The sequence below is a fragment of the Flavobacterium sp. EDS genome, assembly GCF_020991525.1.
Classification (GTDB): domain Bacteria; phylum Bacteroidota; class Bacteroidia; order Flavobacteriales; family Flavobacteriaceae; genus Flavobacterium.
In genome coordinates, this window is sequence record NZ_JAJMOZ010000002.1 from 312,260 (window position 1) to 332,593 (window position 20,334).

The following is a 20,334-nucleotide window of genomic DNA, read 5'->3' on the forward strand; positions in this document are numbered from 1 at the left end:
ATGTCAGATTTTAATTCAGTTATTTCATTTATTAAAGCACAATATAAAACGGATAATTTTATTCCGTTGCATGTCCCTCATTTTGGTGGAAACGAAAAAAAATATTTAATAGAAACAATTGATTCTACGTTTGTATCTTCTGTAGGTGCTTATGTAGATCAATTTGAAATAATGATGCAAAGCATCACTCAAACGCAAAAAGCTGTAGCAGTTGTTAACGGAACAGCTGCAATTCAAGTAGCTCTACGTTTAATAGGCGTGAAAGAAGGAGATGAAGTACTTACGCAAGCTTTGACATTTGTTGCAACAGCCAACGCTATTGCATATCAAAATGCAACCCCTATTTTTCTGGATATTGATTTAGATACAATGGGCTTATCGCCTAAAGCAGTTGCTTTATTTCTCGAAGAATTTGGAGATTTAAGGGAAGATGGTTGTTATAATAAAAAGACTGGAAAAAGAATAAGTGCTTGTTTACCAATGCATACATTTGGATTTCCAGTACATGTAGATGAGTTAATCGCAATTTGTGATACTTGGAAAATTCCTGTGCTTGAAGATGCCGCTGAATCATTAGGAAGCGAATATAAAGGCAAACCAACAGGTAGTTTTGGAAAATTGGGGGCTTTTTCATTTAATGGAAATAAAATAGTAACAAGCGGAGGAGGAGGTGCTATAGTTACTAATGATTTTAAATTAGGAGAGAAAGGGAAGTATCTAACTACTACTGCCAAAATTCCGCACCCTTATGAGTATGTTCATGATGAAATGGGGTATAATTTTAGAATGCCAAATCTGAATGCTGCCTTAGCTTGTGCACAATTGGAACAGCTGAATTACTTTATAGAAAACAAAAGGATATTAGCAAAAGAATATAAATCTTTTTTTGCGACTAACGGGATAAAATTTAGAACAGAAACACCAGAAACTAAAGCAAATTATTGGCTGATGTGTGTAGAGTTAGAAAATAAAGTTGAACGAGATTTGTTTTTAGAAAGTACTAATGCTAGTGGAGTAATGACTCGACCTATATGGCAATTAATGTATCGTTTACCTATGTATGCAAATTGTCAAAGAGACAAACAGATTAATGCCGAATTTTTAGAAGAACGAATTGTAAATATACCTAGTAGTGTTAGATCAGTTAAATGAGAGTATTAATATTAAGTGATGTTCACGGCAACCTTCCATCCTTAGAATATGTATTAGGACAAGAAAAAACAGCAGATTTAGTTGTTTCATTGGGTGATGTAGTCAATTATGGACCATGGAGTAATGAATGCGTAGATTTATTAGATAGTATTGAAAATAAAGTGCAAATTATAGGAAATCATGAGGAAGCTTTTATTTCCGGAATTTATCCTGGCAAGAATATAGTCGCTAAAACTTTTTTTGAACATTGTTATCCATCGTTTGACAGAAAAGAAAAAATTAGTACTTACCTTAAAAATTTTTCTTTTGATGGTTTTGAATTTACACATACTTTAAATGATAGTTATATATTCCCTGATACAGAAGTAGAAATAGGTAGTAATACATTTATAGGTCATTCACATCGCATGTTTAGTAAGATGGCTCAGAATTATCGTTTAGTGAATGTCGGTAGTGTTGGTCAAAACAGATTAAACATTGATGAAATTAACTATGTTGTGTGGGATACGGAAAGTGATGTAATAGAATTAATTAAAAAAGCATATTCTGCTGACAAATTAATAAACGAAATGCAAGCCAAAAAGTATCCAGATATATGTATTGAATACATATTGTCTAAAAGAAATTAATTATATATGACAAATAAAATAAATATCGCAGTTACCGGAATTGGAAGTTTAATCGGGCAAGCTGTTATTAAATCAATTCAGAGATCAGATTTAAACGATGAAATTAATATAATTGGATTTGACTATTTTAAAGATACTGTAGGAAGTTTTTGGATAGAAGAGAAGTATTTGCTACCGGATATTTTAAAACATGGAGTAACGCATCGGGAATGGCTTGATGTTATTGTTAAAGTAATCATTGAAAGAGAAATTAAACTTCTATTTGTAGGCGTTGATTTTGAATTACCTATTTTCGCCAATCATAAAGAAGAAATTGAAAGAGCAACCGGAGCTGTTGTTTTGGTTAGCTCACCTGAGGTAGTTGAAATTGCAGATGACAAATTCCTTACATATGAATTTTTAAAGAATCATGGCCTTCTTCATCCGCAATCTTATTTACCTGAAGAATTAGATTACGATAAGCTAACCTACCCAGTAATAGTTAAACCAAGAAAAGGGGCAAGAAGCGTAGGAGTTCATAAAGTGAAAGACAAAAATCATTTATTAAACGTTATAGATGAAGTAAGGAGTCCAGTTATTCAGGAATGCGTTGGTAATGACTCAGATGAATTTACATGCGGTACTATTTATTTAAACAATGAACTAAAAAAAATAATAGTATTACGACGAAGTCTAAAAGAAGGAAATACATTTATATCTCATTATATGAATGATTTTCCGGAGATAATAACAACATATTTAAAAGAAGTTACAGAGTGCCTTAAGCCTTTTGGTGCATGTAATTTTCAACTAAGATTAGATGAAAATGGCTTACCTAAAATATTTGAGATTAATTCCCGTCATTCTGGGACAACATATATACGTTCTTTGTTCGGCTACAAAGAAATTGAATATATTATTAATTTACTGCTGTTTAATAAGGAAATTGAATTTAATTTAAATGAAGGAACAGTTGTACGTTATTACGATGAATTTTTTATAGCAAAAAAATAAAAAATGAAAATTTTTATTACTGGAGTGAACGGTTTTGTTGGTAAAAATTTATTTAAGTCTTTGACTCATAAATATAATGTCATTGGATTTTATAATAGTGGTGATTCTTCATTTGAAAATTGTGTAAAAGTTGATTTAAAAAATGAGGGAGCAACAATTAACGCCTTTCAAGAAGCTGCTCAAGGAGATGAGATTATGGTAATTCATTTAGCATCGCAAACAGCTAGTGCACATAACTTACATAATAATGAAGTATTAAATACTAATACACAAATCGCGAAAAGCATAGCACTGGCCATAAAAAGTATTAATGTAAAATTTCTAGTGAATTTATCCAGTTCTTCGGTATATCCAAATGTTGATGGTGTTTTTAACGAATTAGCTATTCCTGATCCATCAAAAAATAACGATTGCTTTTATGGACTATCTAAGTTTAACAGTGAAGTAATTTTGAATTTCATGCTTTCAAATGTCAGTACTTCAATTCTTCATTTAAGAGCCGGAATAATATATGGTGAAGATATGGACAGTACAAGGTTAATACCTGTATTAGAAAAAGAGCTGATAGAGAAAAACTCAATTACTTTATATGGTAACGGAATACGTTTATTAAATTTAATTAAAATAGAAAATTTAATAAAATATTTCCATTTTTTTATTCAAAATCCCTTCTCAGATACATTTAATTTAGCTGACGAATGTATTTCAGTTTTAACATTGGCTGAAAGAATAATTTTGGAAAAAGGAAATTCTAACAGTAAAATTGTTTTGAAGGATGTTGGAAATATGAATCAATTTGTTTTAGATACAACAAAAATTAAATCAGTAATTGATATTAATATTATTTAAATGATTAAGCATCTTAAATTCATTCTCTTTTATCCCAAGATAGGCCCAGATATGTATTTAACACATTGGCTATTGTTTTTTAAAACGTCTAGACTTTGGTTTCAAAAACGTAAAATGGGGAAAATAGGGGAGAACTCTGAAATTAGACCTTATTGTACTATTATTGGAACAAAAAATGTAATGATAGGTAATAACGTAATTATACCGAATGGAACTACATTAGGAAACTTACCCGGAGATAAAGGATCAATTATTTATATTGAGGATAATGTTTTGCTTGGTCCCAATGTCGCCATTTACAGTAGTACACATAATTTTCAGGATGTCAATAAGCCAATAAAGAATCAAGGCTATAACGTTGCGAGTACAAGATTGAAGAGTGGTTGCTGGATAGGAATCAATTCGGTTATTTTACCTGGAGTTACGATAGGAAAAAATAGTGTAGTTGCGGCGAATTCAGTTGTTAACAAGGATGTGCCTGATTTTACAGTCGTTGGAGGTTGTCCTGCTAAAATAATAAAAAGAATAGATGGTAGTAAATAAAGAAAAGGTTTTCATAATTGCTGAGGCAGGTGTTAATCATAATGGAAGTATGAAACTGGCTAAAGAACTAATCGATGCTGCTGTTGTTGCCAAAGTTGATGCAGTTAAATTTCAGACTTTTATTGCGGAAAATGTAATTTCCAAACATGCAGAAAAAGCTGATTATCAAAAATCAACTACAGGTAAAAATGAGAGTCAATTAGAGATGGTCAAGAAACTGCAGTTAAGCTTTGATCAGTTTGATGAATTAAAATTGTATTGTGAAGAGAAGGCTATTATGTTTCTTTCTACGCCTTTTGACATGCAAAGCATCGATTTTTTGAGGACTATGCAGATGGGATTATGGAAAGTCCCTTCTGGTGAAATTACAAATGTTCCATATCTTCAAAAGATTGGCTCATTTAATGAAGAGATAATTTTTTCTACAGGAATGTCAACTTTGGGAGATATAGAAAATGCTTTGGCAATTTTGATAGATTCTGGTACACAAAAAGAAAATATTACAATACTTCATTGCAATACTGAATATCCTACTCCAATGACTGATGTAAATTTAAATGCCATGCTAACAATAAAACATGCCTTTGGAGTTAATATTGGTTATTCAGATCATACCTTGGGAATAGAGGTTTCTGTCGCAGCAGTTGCGATGGGCGCAAGGGTTATAGAGAAACATTTTACGATAAGTAATTTATTAGATGGGCCAGATCATAAAGCTTCTCTTGAACCTAATGAATTGAAAAATTTAGTAGCTTCAATTCGTAATATTGAGCAAGCAATGGGAACTGGAATAAAATTGCCCACACACTCAGAAAAGAAGAATATCAATATAGCAAGAAAAAGTATTCATTTGTCGAGAGATATTAGTATAGGTGAGATCCTTACACTGGAAGATTTAGTAGTTAAAAGGCCAGGTAATGGTATAGATCCAAAGTTTATTTATGAAATTGTTGGTTGTCTAACAAAAGAAAATCTTTTAGAAGATCAACAGCTGCACTTTAATAATATTGAATGGAAGTAGCAGTATTAACCAGTTCAAGAGCTGATTTTGGATTTTACAGACCTCTCTTGAATTTACTTGATAAAAAAAAGGATGTTCATCCTAATTTAGTTGTATTTGGAACTCATCTTTCAAAAGCACATGGGTATACAATATCTGATATAATTGATTCAGGATATAATGTTTTCAAAGAGATCGATGTTATCCCAAAAGGTGATACACCAGCTGACATTGTTAAAACAATAGGGAATGCACATTTAAAGTTTGCAGATTTTTGGTCTAATAATCATTTTGATTTGATTCTTTGTCTAGGCGATAGATACGAAATGTTTGCAGCCATTTCAGCATCAATTCCTTTCAATATACCAATCGCACATATTAGTGGTGGGGAAGAAACTTTAGGCGCCATCGACAATGTATATAGGCACTCTCTCTCAGTAATGTCTAAATTTCACTTTACAAATACTCTGAAAAATGCCGAAAGAGTAAAGCAAATTATAGGTTCAACAAAAAACATTTACCACACAGGATCTTTAGCAATAGATAATGTAAATGACACAAAGCTTTATAATTCAAAAGAGTTTAAAGAGTTATTTAACTTTCAATTAGATCAACCTTTTATCTTGTTTACATTTCATCCTGAAACGGTTGACTATGAAATGAATAAAGGATATGCCCAAATTATTGAAAGTTTACTAATTGATATTAAGTATAATGTTTTAGTAACAATGCCAAATGCAGATACAATGGGAGGGGTAATTCGAAAAGCATTACACAGAGCTGCAGATAAGAATAAGAATATATGTCTTATTGAATCATTGGGATCGAAGGGCTATTATACTGCATTAAAAAATAGCATTTTAGTTTTGGGGAATTCTTCCAGCGGTATTGTTGAGGCAGCTTCTTTTTCGAAATATGTTATAAATCTTGGAAATAGACAATTAGGAAGAGAAGTGGGTGATAATGTGATAAATTGTAAAATAGACAAAAAAGAAATTTCTATGGCAATTGAAGAAATTCAAAAATTACCTAAGTTAAATAATAAAAATATATATGGTGACGGTAATGCCCGTATAAAAATTTATGAGGTTTTAAAAAAGATTAGTAATGATCATCAGACAACGCATAAAACTATTTCATAAATTTAAAAAAGAATAAGCGTTATGAGAATATATAAAGATCATTTGATTTTTTCTGGAAGTAAAATAAAAGAGGCATTATTACAGTTAAATGGGTTAGGACAAGATGCTATTCTATTTGTGGTAGATAGAGATGATAAGTTGATCGGGGCACTTACGGATGGAGATGTGCGCAGGGGATTGCTTAAAGATTTAACGATCGAAAATTTGGTAGATGAAATCATACAAAAAAATCCAAAATACATTACGAAAGGTGAAAATAATTTAGATAAAATTATAGCTTATCGGGAAGGACATTTTAGAATTGTACCAGTTTTAGATGAAAATCACAGAGTAGTGAACGTCATTAACTTCAGAATTATAAAATCATATCTGCCAATTGATGCTGTTATTATGGCAGGTGGGAGAGGGCAGCGATTACAGCCTCTCACAGACATAACTCCAAAACCACTTTTAAAAGTTGGAGATAAGCCTATAATGGAGCATAATTTAGACAGGTTGTCTTTGTTTGGAATTGATGATTTTTGGGTATCGGTAAAATATTTAGGAGAACAGATTGAAAATCATTTTGGGAATGGAGAAAGCAAAAACATTAAGATCGAGTACGTTTGGGAAAACGAACCCTTAGGGACTATAGGGGCAGTATCGCGAATAAAAAATTTTGAGCACAATTATATTCTTGTAACAAATTCCGATTTATTAACGAATATAGATTATGAACAATTTTTTCTCGAATTTATAAAACAAGATGCGGATTTAGCGGTTTTGACAATTCCCTATCAGGTAAACATTCCATATGCTGTTTTAGAAACTGATAATGGTAATGTAAAAAGTTTCAAAGAAAAACCTATTTATACCTACTACTCAAATGGCGGCATTTATTTAATAAAAAAAGAAATGCTTAATTATATTCCTAAAGACACTTTTTTCAATGCAACTGATTTAATGGAGTCATTAATTAAAAATAAATTAAAAGTTATTTCCTTCCCATTTTCGGGATATTGGCTTGATATTGGAAAACATGAAGATTTTGAAAAGGCACATATAGATGTCAAAAATGTTAAATTTTAGAAATGAATCCATTAGTCGTAATTCCTGCTAGAGGTGGAAGTAAAGGAGTTCCAAAAAAGAATATTAAACTTTTAAACGGAAAACCTCTAATTAATTATACAATTGAAGTTGCACAGAAAGTTTTTGATAACGCCATAATTTGTGTAACAACAGATAGTCAGGAAATAAAAAAAGTTGTAGAAAATACTACAGGATTAAAGGTCCCTTTTCTTCGCCCTGAAAATCTTGCTACAGATAATGCAGGTACATATGAAGTTTTGTTGCACGCAATAGATTTTTATGAAAGACAAGGGTATTTTGCAGATACTTTAATATTATTACAACCGACTTCACCTTTTCGAACAAATAAGCATATTGAAGAGGCAATGGAGTTGTTTTCTGAAAATGTTGACATGGTAGTTTCTGTAAAAGAAACTAAATCAAATCCATATTATCTTCTATTTGAAGAAGATCAAGATGGATTTTTATCTAAATCTAAGGAGTCTAATTTTGCTAGGAGACAGGATTGTCCTCCTGTTTGGGAATTTAACGGAGCTTTATATATTATAAATATAAAATCTCTTAAGAACGGGAGATTAGATTCATTCAAAAAAACTATAAAATATGTGATGACTGAAATGGACAGCATAGATATTGATACTATGTTTGATTGGAAATTATGTGAGTTCATTATAAACAAAGATATTTCTTAACTTTTTTATTTTATTAAGGTTAGTCTATTTGGTGATTTTTTACGAGGGTAGGTATTTAGAATTTTATTTAATTTGTTTATTTATAATTAACTATTCTTGTTTAAAACTAATTATATAAAAGAAAAAAAATATTAATTTTTGTATTCAAGTTATAATAAAAAAAGTTGAATAATAATACTGTTTAATTATTATTCAATGTAATTAAACAGTATGACTAAAAAATAATTAAATGATAAGAAAAGTAATTTATATTGGATATCAGCCATTAACAGTTAAAGTACAGCAAGATTTTTATTTTAGTAAAGTTATAGAAAGTGGTCTTGAAGTTGAATATTGGGATTTGTCAAATATTTATTTCCCAAATATTTTAGTAGATCATTTAGACGAAGAATATATTATAAAGGTAAATGATTTTAAAGAATTAGAATTAAGATTAATAAATCAGAAAAAAATAGATTGTTTATATGTACTTCATATAACTTATGAATACAGAGTTATAAAGTTGTTTAGTCTGCTTACTAAGTATAACTGTAAAATTTCTTTTTTTGCAAGAGGAGCACTGCCAGTTTCTGGTGACATTACTCCTTTAAGAATAAAAATTTTAAAAGCATTGAACCCAATAGTCCTTTGTAATTTTATTAAAAATCGATACGCTGGTTTTCAAAAGAAAAGAAAAAAGATTAAATGCTATGATTTTGTTTTCAGTGCTGGTGAATTAGGATGGTTGTCAATTGGGTGCGGTGCTAATATCGATAAAATGAATTCTAAAGTTATCAATGTAAATTCGCATGATTATGACGCTTTTATTGAGGCTAATAATTTTAAGAACATAATAGGAAATAAATACTGTTTGTTTTTGGATGAGTACTTACCCCATCATCCAGATTATAAGTTAATAGGAATGGAAACTATTGATTCTTTTTTGTATTACACGGGGATTAATGATTTTTTTGATTTTATAGAGGAGAAATTTAAAATAGAAGTTGTTATTGCTGCACATCCGAAAGCGAAGAACTATACAATTGAGAATCCTTTTAATGGGAGGAAAATTATTTTTAATGAAACAGCCAGATTGACAAAATTTTCTGAATTTACAATCGCCCATCTATCAACTTCTCAAAGCTTTTCAATTTTAAACGATAAACCAATAATTTCATTGACTAGTAATATCTTGAAAAAAATTATGCCGCAAAGAGATCGTTTTATTTCCTTTTTTTCTCAAACTTTAGGTAGTAGTTATATAAATTTAGATGAATTTGCTTTAGAAGATATTAATTGTTCAACCGTTAATATTCAGAAATATGAAAATTATAAATATAAGTATTTGACATCCAAAGAAAGCGAAACGAAAATAACTTCGGATGTGTTTATTAAAACCATAACAGAATGATACTACAAGATTCTTATACAAAGAATTACATTAAAATTTATTTTTGGCAGGGAATTTCGTTAATATTAAATTTTTTTTCGATGTTTATAGTCATCCCTTATCTTACTGCTAATCCAGTAATTTATGGAGTCTACACCATATGTATTTCAATTTCAATTTTTTTATCTTATGCTGATTTAGGTTTTATCAGTGCTGGACAAAAGTACGCGTCGGAAAGTTTTGCAAGGGGAAAAATTGAGGAGGAAATTAAAGTTATAGGTTTTTCTAATTTTATTTTATTACTAATCCTCATTTTCTTTACTATTTGTTTCTTTGTCCTTAGTTGCTATCCAGAATTAATAGTACAAGGACTTATAGACGGACCGGCAAAATCTATTGCTTCATCATTATTCTTTATTTTAGCGCTATTTACACCAATAACGTTGTTACAGCGAATATTACAAATGATTTGCGGCGTCAGATTAGAGGATTTTATTATTCAACGTTCAAATATTATAGCAAGTATTCTTAAAATTTTATCTGTATTATGGTTTTTTGGTCGTGACAAATATGATATTGTTGGATATTTTGGATTTACACAAATTGTAAATTTAGTAGCTTCAATAATTACCATTTGTATAATAAAAAAACGATATAATTATAATTTTATACTTCTTTTAAAATCTATAAGATTTAGAAAAGAGGTTTTTTTTAGAGTCAAAAATCTAGCGTTTACAAGTTTTTTTTTGACATTGGCGTGGATACTATATTACGAGTTAGATCCTATAGTTATTGGTAGATTATTAGGTCCCAAACAAGTTGCTATTTACGCTATAGGCTTAACCATTTTATCTTTTTTTAGAAGTATTCTGGGTATTCTTTTTTCTCCTTTCAACGCTAGATTCAATCATTTTATAGGTAATAATGACAAGGACGGATTAGAATCTTTCTTTCTGCAAATTGTTACGATATTAGCTCCATTAATTGTTTTACCAATTGTAACTATTTCTATGCTGGTGCAACCACTGCTATTGTCTTGGGTTGGTTCTGACTATTTAGAATCCGTTGTTATTGCGAGATTTTTAGTTTTATGCAATCTCTTTGCATTTATTACGTATCCAACAGGAATTTTATTGATGGCTAAAGAAAAAATCAAAGACATGTATTTAATTAGTGCATTATTACCTTTTGTTTTTTGGATTGGGATTTTAGGAACTTTTAATATTTGGGGATTAAAAGCTTTTGCGATTTTTAAAATGACTGCCTTTGTATTATCAGCTCTCTCATATTATTACCTAATGTTAAAATATACTAAAGTTACTTTTATTGATTCACTAGCGAACATTTTTAAACCTATGTTGGTTCCTATTTGTTTTGTGATTATAACATGTTTAAGTATTAATGATTTTTTGCCACATCAAAAAGCAAAGTTAAATTTAGCAATCGTAGCATGCGTTGCAGGGGCTTTAATTATAATTTCATTTGGAATCCAATACATGTTTTCCAATAAATGGAGAGTTCAAGTTTCTAAAATTATAAGAAGTTTTAAAAATTAAAACAAGAGTATTAAATTTTTTATATCAATCTAAATTTTTAGATATTAAATCATGTCTGATCTTAACCTAAAAGAAAAAAAAATATTATTTATAGCCCCAATATTTTATGATTATCATAAAATTATCGAAAAAGGGATGCTCGATTTAGGTGCAGAAGTTTACTTTTATCCGGAAAGAAATTATGGTCTTAAATTCTCAATTGTAAATAATTTTTTCAAAAACAGTATAGAACAATTTCAGGCTAAACATTATTTAAAAATATTTAATAAAACTTCTTATATTGATTTTGATTATCTCCTAGTAATAAAAGGATTTAAGATGAGCATAGAATTTCTAGATATGTTTCGAGAATCTAATCCTAAAGCAACCTTGATTATGTGTCAATGGGATTCCCATATCAATAACCCTTTTTCTCATCTAATAAAAAAATTTGATTTATCTTTTTCATTTGAACGCAAAGATATAGAAGTATATAAAACATTAAAATACCTACCTAATTTTTACTTGGATGATATCTTTAGCCCTGAGGTTGAGGAGCAAAAAAGAATTATTAAAAATGATGTTTTTTTTGTTGCATCTTATTTACCAGAGCGTTACAATATTTTAGTCAATTTAAATGAATATTGTGAAAATCGGGGACTTAAATTAAAAGGTGTTCTGTATATATCTTTTAAAACATATATTAAAGAATTTTTGACTGGAAACAGAATGAAGTTAAAGTATTTTATTTTTTCTCCTTTAAAAAGACACGAATATTTGAAATTATGGGCTCAATCTAAGGCAATTTTAGATATAAGCAGTATAAAACAAACAGGTCTGTCTCAAAGGTGTATAGAGACTATTGAAGGTGGCAAAAAGCTAATTACTAATAATAGCCAGCTTGAAAAGGAGTTTTTTTATTCAGACGAACAAATTTTGATTTTAAATAATGAAAATTTTGACCACATAGCGCAATTTCTTGAAAAAAAAGATACCTTAAATAAAACAAAATACACTCTGCTTAATTGGTTATCGACAGTTTTTGAACCAAAATAGTTAAAAGCAAAAATTTTATAATTATAAATGAAAAAAGCTATTATTGCAATTTTAATCTATTTTCTTGTGTTGCATGTTTTTTTACCGGCTATATACTATATAATATATGGTTTTACTCCAGTTTATAGTGACCTTGTAGATTTTCCTGCTTTAATTAAATCTTTTGTTTTGCTTTTTATTCCGCTTGTGCTGGCGATAATAATTTTATTTTTTATTCCAACAAAAAACGATAAAATTAAAGCAAATATAGATGGGAAGCCAATTACAATTTTATTTTATTTTTCTATATTATTAAAATTAGGATTATTAATGACAATGGGCGGATTTGAAGCAACTATAACCGGTGAAAAGAATGGTACGTTAGTAAATTATATAACTTTATTTCTTAATCCATTTACTTTATTACTAACATTACTATTTGTACAGAAAAAAAAGTCAAATGTCTTGCTCGCAATTTTATTTTATGTGATATCAGTAACATTGTCAGGTAGTCGAAGTGGTATTATTACAATTTTTTTTGTTTTTTTTATTGGATTAGCTTTCGAAACATTTAAATTTTATAAAGGTAAGCTTTCAATTTTTTTAAAATGCGGTATCATAATAGCACCCATATTATTCATTTTTGCAACCAAGTTAAGAGGAATAGATGATTTTGTAGGTATAGACTTTATTTTTAACCAAATTGTCGGCAGAATGTCAGTTTTAGAAACTTCAATGATGCCAATTTATTATTATGATAATAATATAGAAATGGAATTATTTTACGATAAATATAGTGTATCGCATCAGTTTTTTCTTGCTTTAGACAGTATCGTACCTGGTCAGTTATTTGATTTTGATATAATGCCAAATAATTACTATAGAGCTATTTTTATGGAATATAGTCAATCATTTGTACTTGAAAACTATATGTCTGTCAATTTATGTCTGCCAACTTATTTATATCTAAAATATGGATATTTTACATTTTTATTAACTATCTTATATGTAATTGGCTTCTATAAACTTACTTCTTTATTAAAAAGTTATCCGCTTTTAGTAGTTGTGCTATTATCTGCATTTTATAATGTGATTTATTTTTTTGATTGGGTAATGGTTTTTACTCAAATATATACTGGTATCTTAACAGTATTGGTATTAAAAATGTTTGTTTTTATTAGAAGAGAATTCATAAGAAATATAAAATATAATGAGCTTAAAAATTAGCCTAATCATCTCTACATATGGGAGATATAATGAAGTAAAATTATTACTAGATAGTCTGGTAGTACAAGATTGCAATTTAGAAGATTTTGAAGTTATTATTATTGATCAAAATGATGTGATTGATTTATATACTTTAGTTGCAAAATTTGAGCATATGTTAAATATTGTGCATTATAAAACGGATGTAAAAGGGTTATCTAAGGCCAAAAATAAAGGAATTGATTTAGCTAAAGGATCTATAATTACTTTTCCTGACGATGATTGCACTTTTTATCCAGATACAATTTCTCGGGCACTTAATTTTTTTGAAATAAACCCCAAAGTTGATGTTGTTTATGGAAGTGTTGTTGAACGTAGTACGAATACAAATGTTATGCGAAATTGGCCAAAAGAGCAAAAAAAATTAAATTTATTTAATTTTAGCATGAGATATTCAGCTATTACATGTTTTACAAAAATTAAAATTAAATTTAATGAAAATTACGGAGTGGGGGCCAAAATTTCTTCGGGAGAAGAATTAGACTATGTTATACGTGCTATTAAAAAATATAATGTGATGTATTCTCCAGTAGTTCAAGTATGGCATCCTAAACTAGATGTATTATCAATGGATAACAAAAAAATTTATAATTATGCATATGGTTATGCTGCTATAATGAGGAAAAATTGCAATGGTATTTTGTTTGGAGTATTTATGAGCTCCTTGATTTATCAATTTGCTAGATTTTTTTTCAGTATTACGTCAGCTAATGATAGTAAAAAGTATTTACTTGCTATAAAAGGACGCTTAGATGGATTTTTACTTTTAAAAAAATAATTATGCTAAGAAGATATGGTTTTTTTGGAGGTTTAAGGATTTTAGTATCATTGCTTTACACTAAGATTTTTTTTAGGCAAGCTAGATTAATACGACTTCCATTTGATATCAGAAATAAAAGAAACATAAAGATTGGTGAAAATTTTACAAGTGGTTTTGGATGTAGAATCGAAGCAATTCCTTTGATTGATGGAAATGATATATGTATTACAATAGGAGAAAATGTTCAAATAAATGATTACGTTCATATTGGGGCAGTTGGTTCAATAACCATTGGAGATAATGTTCTGATGGCAAGTAAAATATATATATCAGATCATAATCACGGAAGTTATGATAATTTTGTTAGTGATCATCCAATGAGTATCCCAATGTTAAGAAAACCCGTATGTAAGCCTGTTGTTATAGAAGATAATGTATGGATAGGTGAGTCTGTTTGTGTATTACCAGGAGTAACTATTGGCAAGGGTTGCATAATTGGTGCATTATCTGTTGTTACAAAAGATATCCCATCTTTTTCTATAGCTGTAGGTAGTCCTGCAAAAGTTATTAAAAAGTATGATTTTGAAATTAATAAATGGGTGAAAATATAATTATGAAATTAGCTAAAAAAGATTTGCTAGATTTTATTTTTGATGAATCTACTTTTATAAAAGATAAATTAATCAAAATAATTAATCTAATTGGTAATGTCAATTCTTGGTTTGTAGATGATTGTTTGCATGATGATATGGCTAAATTGATAAAAAAAACTTATTCATTTCAAGAAGAAATGATGTTAAACACTTTATTTAAAAAAAATATTTTTTAATGTCTTTATCTAATAATATTACGGCATCTATTGTTTTATTTAAAAATGATGTTAATATGCTTAAAGAGGCAATTAATTCATTTTTGAATACAAATCTTAATGTTAAGTTGTTTTTAATTGATAACTCTCCAACTGATGATTTGAAAATATTGCAAGTAGAATCTAGGATAGAATACTATCATAATCCATCAAATCCTGGTTTTGGCGCAGCACATAATATAGCCATTATCAAAGCTTTTAATACTAATTCCTATTATCATTTAATATTAAATCCTGATATCTTTTTTAGCAAAGGGACATTAGAAAAACTTTATGGTTTTATGAACGATAATACAGATGTTGGACATGTTATGCCAAAAGTAATTTATCCAAATGGAGAACTTCAATATTTATGCAAACTAAATCCAACTTTTTTTGATTTATTTGCTAGAGGTTTTTTGCCTAGTTTTCTAAAAAAAATATTTCAGAAGAGAATGGACAAATATGAGTATAAAGATCAAAATTATAATGATTTAATTTATGATATTCCATATTTATCGGGATGTTTTATGTTCTTCAGAACAAGTGTTTTAAAAGAAGTTGGTTTTTTTGATGATAAAATATTTATGTATCTAGAGGATGCTGATTTGACAAGAAGATTTCTAGAAGTTTCAAGGACAGCTTATTTTCCAAATGCTCATGTTTACCATCATTTTGCAAAGTTAACACATAAAAATATTAAATTTAAGTGGATAACAATTCAGAGTGCTTTTATTTATTTTCATAAATGGGGTTGGTTAAAAAGTTTTTATTAATATGCTAATATTGTTGACAGGGTATAATGGTTTTTTAGGAAAATCCATTTTAAAAGGATTAAGAGATAAATCTGAATTTCTAACATTATCTAGGTCTAGTGGAGACTATAAAGTCTCATTAGAAAAAGAGATACCAAATTTTAAACAAAATTTTAAGTTGGTAATTCATGCAGCAGGAAAAGCACATAGTATTCCGAAAACAGGAGCTGAAAAAAAAGAGTTTTATGATGTCAATGTTTTAGGAACATTAAACTTATTAAAAGGATTAGAAAAATGTGGTTTGCCAAAGGAGTTTGTCTTTATAAGTTCAGTTTCAGTATATGGTTTAGAAATAGGAAATAATATTTCTGAAGAGCACTCATTATTAGCTAGGGATTCTTATGGATTAAGTAAAATAGAAGCAGAGCGAGTCGTAAAAAAATGGTGCGGTGATAATCAAGTTGTATGTACAATATTAAGATTACCGTTATTAGTAGGTGAAAATCCTCCGGGTAATTTAGGGGCTATGGTAAAAGCTATTAATAGAGGATATTATTTTAATATTGGAGGAGGAGTGGCTAAAAAAAGTATGGTTTTAGCTAAGGATGTAGCTTCTTTTATTCCAATAGTCGCTCCAATTGGAGGGATTTATAATCTTACAGATGGGGTTCATCCAAGTTTTAGTGAGTTAAGTTTGGAAATTTCTAAAAGTAAAAAAGAGCAATTTAGTTTACCACTTCCAATAGCTAAATTGATTGCGAAAATCGGAGATTTTTTAGGTACTAAAGCGCCGATTAATTCTTTGAAATTAAAAAAGATAACTTCTGATTTAGTTTTTGATGATTCTAAAGCTAGAGGATTGTTAAATTGGAAACCTGAATCAGTTTTAGATTATTTAAAGAGAGAAAATTTAGTTTAATAATAAAGTAAACAGTTAAAAGCTTTAATAAATAATGCAATATACAATACTCGGAATTTTTTTAATGATTATAATGTTACTCTATTTTAAGGTAGCTAATCATTTTAATATAATAGATAAGCCCAATGAGAGAAGCTCTCATACAGAAATTACTTTAAGAGGAGGTGGAATTATTTTTTGGTTTGCTTCTTTGCTTTATTTTGCTCAGCATATTGGGAGTAACTACTTTTTCTTTACAGGAATAACTTTAGTTAGCTTGGTCAGTTTTTGGGATGACATTCAGGGCTTATCAAATAAAATTAGAATTTCTATTCATTTTCTATCCATCACATTACTTTTTTACGATTTGGAATTATTTAATTTAGTTCCAATTTGGGGAGTTATAGTAGCCTATATTTTGGCTATAGGACTTATTAATGCCTATAATTTTATGGATGGTATTAATGGAATAACAGGTTTGTATACTTTAGTCGTAATGGGTTCGTTGCTATATGTAAACACGAAGATTCAATTATTTATTGATGCGGCTTTTATAAAGTATGCGATGATAGCTTGTTTAGTCTTTTTATTTTTTAATTATAGAAAAAGAGCAAAATGCTTTGCTGGAGATATTGGGAGTATAGCTATTGCTTTTTGGGTAATTTATCTGGTTTTAAAACTTATTTTAATCACAACTTCAGTAATTTGGTTATTGTTTTTAGCAGTTTATGGAGTTGATGCTATATGTACAATAATACATAGGCTATATTTAAAACAAAATATTTTTGAAGCGCACCGTCTACATTTATATCAAGTTTTAAGTAATGAATATAAAATTCAACATAGATTGGTTGCTGCATATTATGCAATAGCTCAGATTATAGTTTCAGTTTTAGTTATATGTTTATACCAAAAAGTTCAGGATATACTATTATTTATAATTATTATTGCACCATTACTTTTACTTTATACTTTGAAATTTTATTTGTTGAATAAGAGCAATTTAAAATTAAATATATGAATCCTAAAATAATTCAAGGAGGGGATTTCTCAGATTATCGTGGAACTATTTCGTATGTCAATGATTTTAGTTTTAAGGATATCGAAAGATTCTACATTATTAGTAATTCTGAAGAAAATCCTATACGTGCTTGGCAAGGGCATAAACTAGATGGTAAAAATTTTTATTGTCTGACAGGGGCTTTTAAAGTTCATTTTGTAAAAATCGACAATTGGGAAAGCCCTTCGAAAGATTTAACAATTGAAACAGTTACTATTTCAGCTTTAGAAAGTAAAATCGTTCATATTCCTGCCGGTTATGCAAATGTAATCCAATCTTTAGAGAAAGATTCAAAACTCATCTCATTTTCTACTTTGCCATTGGCAAATGTTAGTGAAGACGATGTACGTTATGATTCAAATTATTGGAAAATTGATGAATAACAACAGAATTTTTTATCACTGCCACAACAAGGCGGATTTGAAGAAAAATATATTCAAAAAGCACTTAACGATTCTTGGATTATTTCTGGAGGACCTAATGTTAATGAATTTGAAAATAAATTAGAGAATTTCTTCAAGCTGCTATTAAAGATAGAATTACAAATGGAAAAAAGCCTAAAGCTATTATTACAGTACATTTATATGGGATGCCTTATAAAATAGATGAGATTCATGCGATTGCTAATCGATATGAAATTCCGATAATCGAAGATAGTGCAGAAGCCTTAGAGAGTAATTACAAAGGAAAGAAGTGTGGCACATTAGTTACCCACTCGGATAAATTGAAAGAAAAAGCTATTTTCTATGCTACTCAATCAAGAGATAATGCTCCACATTATGAGCATAGCTAGATTGGTTATAATTATAGGATGAGCAATATTTGTGCAGGCATTGGATGTGAGCAATTAGAAGTTTTAAATAAAAATATTACTGCGCGTAGAGCAATGCATGATTTTTATAAAAAATTATTCAAAGATATGGATGAAGTGACAGTCTTCGAAGAACCAAACGAAGATTACTTCTCTAATTTTTGGCTAAGTACAATTTTGATAGAATCAGATTGTAATAAAAAAGTCAACAGTGAAGCTCTGAGGCTAGCTTTCGAAAAAAAACATTGAAATGCGTCCACTTTAGAAACTAATGCATTTGCAACCATTGTTTGCTAACTATCCGTACTATGGAGAAAAAAGTAAGTAAAGGTTTATTTGAAAAAGGATTGTGTTTGACGTCAGGGGCAAATTTAACAAGAGAAGATAAAAATAGAATTGAAGAAGTAATCAAGACTTTTTTTTATTAAGAAAAATAAGAATTATATTTTAATATGAAAATTGAAAAGACATTTATTAAAGATTTAGTAATAGTAGAGCCAACAGTTTTTGGTGATGAAAGAGGCTATTTCTTTGAATCATACAGTAAAACTAAATTTGAAGATTTAGGAATTAATATAGATTTTGTACAAGACAATCAGTCTTTTTCTAAAAAAGGAACTTTAAGAGGTTTGCATTATCAGAATCCTCCATTTGCACAAACTAAATTGGTACGTGTTTTAGAAGGAGAAATTATTGATGTAGCTGTTGATTTAAGAAAAGATTCTCCAACTTATGGAAAATCCTTTAGTATTTTATTATCTGCAGAGAACAAAAAGCAACTATTCGTTCCTCAGGGTTTTGCGCATGGATTTTCGGTTATTAGCGAAACAGCTTCAGTTATGTATAAATGTGATCAATTTTACAATAAAGCTTCTGAAGGTGGAATTAAATTTGATGATCCGTCATTAAACATTGATTGGGGAATGGATTTGAAAGAAGCAATCGTTTCTGAAAAAGATCAAATTCTTCCTTTTATAGAAAATTGTAATAGCTTATTTTAATGGAGAAAATACTTGTAACAGGAGCAAATGGACAGCTAGGATCTGAACTTTCTTTGTTGTCCTCAAATTACCCTCAATTTCAATGGTTTTTTGCAGATAGAACCATAATTACTTTAGACAGTCTAGATTTACTTAAAGTACAATTAAATGATATAAAACCTTCAATTATTTTAAATTGTGGTGCTTATACAGCTGTTGATAAAGCAGAAACAGAGAAGGAATTAGCTAATGTAATTAACCACTTAGCAGTAGAAGTGTTGGCTAAATATGCAGCTAAATATGCAGTTAAATTAATTCATGTTTCTACAGATTATGTTTTTGATGGGATATCTTCTGTGGCTCTTGATGAAGAAGCTCCAACAAAACCTATAAATGTTTATGGAACTACTAAAAGAGCGGGGGAGATAGTTTGTTTGCAAGAGAATTCAAATGCTATTATCATAAGAACATCTTGGGTTTATAGTAAGTTTGGTAATAATTTTGTAAAAACTATGCAACGTTTGATGCAGGAAAGAGATTCGATAAGTGTAGTTAATGATCAAATCGGATCGCCAACTTACGCAGCTGATTTAGCACAAGCAATGATTCAAATCATTTCATCAGAAAAATGGATTTCAGGAATTTATAATTATTCTAATGAAGGAGAAATTAGTTGGTATGAGTTTGCATTGGTTATAAAAGATATTGGAGGATACAATTGTGAAGTAAATGGGATTCCTTCTTCGGCATATCCTACCCCGGCAAAACGTCCTTCTTTTTCTTTATTAAATAAAAATAAAATTAAGAGAATCTACGGAATAGAGGTTCCAAATTATAAAGAGAGTTTAAAAAAAATGTTAGCGCAATTATAATTGCTGTGTTTTTTTATTAATTTTATCTTTAGAAAACTAGCATTTCAATAAATAAATTTATTTTTCAATAATCAGGGT

22 protein-coding genes and 1 pseudogene are annotated in these 20,334 nt (G+C 29.0%); all 23 read left to right on the forward strand.

Annotation, left to right across the window (positions count from 1 at the left end):
* The 23 genes and pseudogenes from LPB87_RS04520 (at position 1) to rfbD (ending at position 20,256) form a co-directional block, all read left to right on the forward strand.
* Positions 1-1,152, forward strand: coding sequence for a LegC family aminotransferase (locus LPB87_RS04520; RefSeq protein WP_230605077.1), 1,152 nt, complete (start codon positions 1-3; stop codon positions 1,150-1,152).
* A complete protein-coding gene (locus tag LPB87_RS04525; protein WP_230605078.1) occupies positions 1,149-1,781 on the forward strand; it encodes a metallophosphoesterase family protein in 633 nt (210 codons plus the stop codon). Before LPB87_RS04520 ends, LPB87_RS04525 begins: the two co-directional genes overlap by 4 nt.
* 6 nt (positions 1,782-1,787) lie before the next feature.
* On the forward strand, positions 1,788-2,774 hold the full coding sequence (locus LPB87_RS04530; RefSeq protein ID WP_230605079.1) for an ATP-grasp domain-containing protein: 987 nt from the start codon (positions 1,788-1,790) through the stop codon (positions 2,772-2,774).
* 3 nt (positions 2,775-2,777) lie between these two features.
* The gene (locus LPB87_RS04535; RefSeq protein ID WP_230605080.1) at positions 2,778-3,623 is read left to right on the forward strand and encodes an NAD(P)-dependent oxidoreductase; all 846 of its coding nucleotides are present in this window, start codon (positions 2,778-2,780) and stop codon (positions 3,621-3,623) included.
* Entirely contained in the window at positions 3,624-4,166 is a 543-nt protein-coding gene (locus LPB87_RS04540) for an acyltransferase (protein WP_230605081.1), read from the forward strand. It begins immediately after the preceding gene.
* Positions 4,153-5,187: an N-acetylneuraminate synthase gene (gene neuB / locus LPB87_RS04545; RefSeq protein ID WP_230605082.1), complete on the forward strand. Its 1,035-nt coding sequence runs from the start codon at positions 4,153-4,155 to the stop codon at positions 5,185-5,187. The genes LPB87_RS04540 and neuB overlap by 14 nt, the downstream gene beginning before the upstream one ends.
* Positions 5,178-6,308, forward strand: coding sequence for a UDP-N-acetylglucosamine 2-epimerase (gene neuC, locus LPB87_RS04550; RefSeq protein ID WP_230605083.1), 1,131 nt, complete (start codon positions 5,178-5,180; stop codon positions 6,306-6,308). Before neuB ends, neuC begins: the two co-directional genes overlap by 10 nt.
* Before the next feature lie 21 nt (positions 6,309-6,329).
* Positions 6,330-7,376 (forward strand): nucleotidyltransferase family protein, encoded by a 1,047-nt coding sequence (locus LPB87_RS04555; RefSeq protein ID WP_230605084.1) that lies wholly within the window; start codon positions 6,330-6,332, stop codon positions 7,374-7,376.
* Between the two features lie 2 nt (positions 7,377-7,378).
* The gene (locus LPB87_RS04560) at positions 7,379-8,068 is read left to right on the forward strand and encodes an acylneuraminate cytidylyltransferase family protein (RefSeq protein ID WP_230605085.1); all 690 of its coding nucleotides are present in this window, start codon (positions 7,379-7,381) and stop codon (positions 8,066-8,068) included.
* Positions 8,069-8,297: 229 nt separating this feature from the next.
* Positions 8,298-9,458 carry a hypothetical protein gene (locus tag LPB87_RS04565; protein ID WP_230605086.1) on the forward strand — a complete coding sequence of 387 codons (1,161 nt, stop codon included), beginning with the start codon at positions 8,298-8,300 and terminating at the stop codon, positions 9,456-9,458.
* The gene (locus LPB87_RS04570) at positions 9,455-10,993 is read left to right on the forward strand and encodes a lipopolysaccharide biosynthesis protein (protein WP_230605087.1); all 1,539 of its coding nucleotides are present in this window, start codon (positions 9,455-9,457) and stop codon (positions 10,991-10,993) included. The genes LPB87_RS04565 and LPB87_RS04570 overlap by 4 nt, the downstream gene beginning before the upstream one ends.
* A 51-nt stretch (positions 10,994-11,044) precedes the next feature.
* Complete coding sequence (locus LPB87_RS04575) at positions 11,045-12,028, forward strand: hypothetical protein (RefSeq protein WP_230605088.1); 984 nt, start codon at positions 11,045-11,047, stop codon at positions 12,026-12,028.
* A gap of 27 nt (positions 12,029-12,055) precedes the next feature.
* Positions 12,056-13,234, forward strand: a complete 1,179-nt coding sequence (locus tag LPB87_RS04580) for a hypothetical protein (protein WP_230605089.1) — start codon at positions 12,056-12,058, stop codon at positions 13,232-13,234.
* Positions 13,218-14,051, forward strand: coding sequence for a glycosyltransferase family 2 protein (locus LPB87_RS04585; RefSeq protein WP_230605090.1), 834 nt, complete (start codon positions 13,218-13,220; stop codon positions 14,049-14,051). The genes LPB87_RS04580 and LPB87_RS04585 overlap by 17 nt, the downstream gene beginning before the upstream one ends.
* Positions 14,052-14,053: 2 nt before the next feature.
* Positions 14,054-14,644, forward strand: coding sequence for a DapH/DapD/GlmU-related protein (locus tag LPB87_RS04590; protein WP_230605091.1), 591 nt, complete (start codon positions 14,054-14,056; stop codon positions 14,642-14,644).
* A gap of 2 nt (positions 14,645-14,646) precedes the next feature.
* Positions 14,647-14,862: a hypothetical protein gene (locus LPB87_RS04595; protein ID WP_230605092.1), complete on the forward strand. Its 216-nt coding sequence runs from the start codon at positions 14,647-14,649 to the stop codon at positions 14,860-14,862.
* On the forward strand, positions 14,862-15,656 hold the full coding sequence (locus tag LPB87_RS04600) for a glycosyltransferase (protein WP_230605093.1): 795 nt from the start codon (positions 14,862-14,864) through the stop codon (positions 15,654-15,656). Before LPB87_RS04595 ends, LPB87_RS04600 begins: the two co-directional genes overlap by 1 nt.
* A 13-nt stretch (positions 15,657-15,669) precedes the next feature.
* On the forward strand, positions 15,670-16,554 hold the full coding sequence (locus LPB87_RS04605) for an NAD-dependent epimerase/dehydratase family protein (RefSeq protein WP_230605094.1): 885 nt from the start codon (positions 15,670-15,672) through the stop codon (positions 16,552-16,554).
* Positions 16,555-16,588: 34 nt separating this feature from the next.
* The gene (locus tag LPB87_RS04610) at positions 16,589-17,554 is read left to right on the forward strand and encodes a glycosyltransferase family 4 protein (protein WP_230605095.1); all 966 of its coding nucleotides are present in this window, start codon (positions 16,589-16,591) and stop codon (positions 17,552-17,554) included.
* Positions 17,551-17,976, forward strand: a complete 426-nt coding sequence (locus LPB87_RS04615; protein ID WP_230605096.1) for a hypothetical protein — start codon at positions 17,551-17,553, stop codon at positions 17,974-17,976. Before LPB87_RS04610 ends, LPB87_RS04615 begins: the two co-directional genes overlap by 4 nt.
* An 18-nt stretch (positions 17,977-17,994) precedes the next feature.
* Positions 17,995-18,832: pseudogene (locus tag LPB87_RS04620) on the forward strand (DegT/DnrJ/EryC1/StrS family aminotransferase).
* Positions 18,833-18,856: 24 nt separating this feature from the next.
* Positions 18,857-19,405, forward strand: coding sequence for a dTDP-4-dehydrorhamnose 3,5-epimerase (rfbC, locus tag LPB87_RS04625; protein WP_230605097.1), 549 nt, complete (start codon positions 18,857-18,859; stop codon positions 19,403-19,405).
* Positions 19,405-20,256 (forward strand): dTDP-4-dehydrorhamnose reductase, encoded by an 852-nt coding sequence (rfbD, locus tag LPB87_RS04630; RefSeq protein WP_230605098.1) that lies wholly within the window; start codon positions 19,405-19,407, stop codon positions 20,254-20,256. Before rfbC ends, rfbD begins: the two co-directional genes overlap by 1 nt.
* The last annotated feature ends 78 nt before the right edge of the window (positions 20,257-20,334 follow it).